Raw genomic sequence first — 1301 nt, 5'->3', positions numbered from 1 at the left:
ATCGCGCCCTGGTCGATCTCGCCCAGCCGGTCATAGGTGGTGTAGGGCAGGGCGGCGCCATCGGCCCACAACTCGATCCGGCCGTCCGGCGTCTCGGCGACCTCGACATAACGGTGGATCAGGCGCCGGTGCTCGGGGCGGTCCTCGAGCAGGTACATCACCTTGTCGTATTGCAGCGTGAGGCTGGCCGACACTTTGCGCCGCTCGCGCCAGCTGAAGATGCGCGTCAGGTCCTCGTCGCCGCGCAGCGGCCGGTGCGCATCGAAGTCGCGCTTGGGCACCTTGGCAAAGCGCGCGTTGAAGTCGGCCATAAAATACGGGGCAAAGGCGTTGGCGGTTTCCATGCTGCTGATCCCGCGCAGGCGCAGCTCCTTGACCAGCCGGTCCTGCAACGTGCCGTTCATCCGCTCGACCCGGCCCTTGGCCGGGCTCGAATTGGCGCACAGGATGTCGATGTTGAGCTCGAACAGCGCGCGCCCGAACTGGGTGTAGCCGCGACCTTCGGCGGCGTCCCTAGCATTGACCCGGAAGATGCCGGCCTTGTCGCTGTAGAAGGTCATCGGCTTGCCGTGGCGCTCGACATAGGCGCGCGTGGCCGTGAAATAAGCTTGCGTGGATTCCGATGGCACGAACTGCAGCTGCATCAGCCGCCCGGTCGCGTCGTCGACGTAGACCAGCAGCGTGCAAGCCGGCGCCCGGTCCTCGAACCAGGCGTGGTCGGATCCGTCGATCTGCACGAGTTCGCCCAGGCAGGCGCGGCGGTTCCTCGGCTGATGCACTTTGGGCGGACGCAGCTTGCGCGGGATCCAGAAGCCGGCGTCGATCATGATGCGGCGTACGGTCTCTCTGGCCAGGTCGATGCCATGGCGCTCGCGCAGCTTCTCGCACGTCAGGGTCGGGCCGAAGTCGGCATAGCTGTCGCGGATCAGCCCGCGGACACGGGATTCGAGGCCGGGCGGGAGCTGGCGATTGCTGTCTCGACCACGCTTGCGTGAGCCCAGGCCACTCGGACCATCCTCACGGTAGCGCAGCACCAGACGTTCCACCTGACGCCGCGACAAGCCGAGCTTCTCGGCGGCGCGCCAGACCGCCAAGCCATGGTCGACCACGGCCTGGATCACCTTGAGCCGATCGAGTTCGCGCATCGCCATCGTGAGGGTCTCGGGCTTGCGCATCGCGGCCTCCGGTCTCGGACAGACGGAAAGCCGCCAGCATGCCAGTCCTGACAAGGGAGTACGACATGTCTAATTGGCCCAGGTACGACAATTCTATTTGGCCCTGACACTCGATACGCGCATAAT

The 1301-nt window shown here is 65.7% G+C and carries 1 protein-coding gene; it reads right to left on the bottom strand.

What is annotated here, in order from left to right; all coding sequences use genetic code 11:
• A partial coding sequence (locus AC1Q6V_RS34595; RefSeq protein ID WP_454749528.1) for an ISNCY family transposase occupies positions 1 to 1175 on the bottom strand: 1175 nt, incomplete at its 3' end.
• Positions 1176 to 1301: the final 126 nt, after the last annotated feature.

The organism is Cupriavidus sp. GW823-FHT07B10, assembly GCF_058794355.1.
This window is presented reverse-complemented; position numbering and strand designations above follow the sequence as displayed.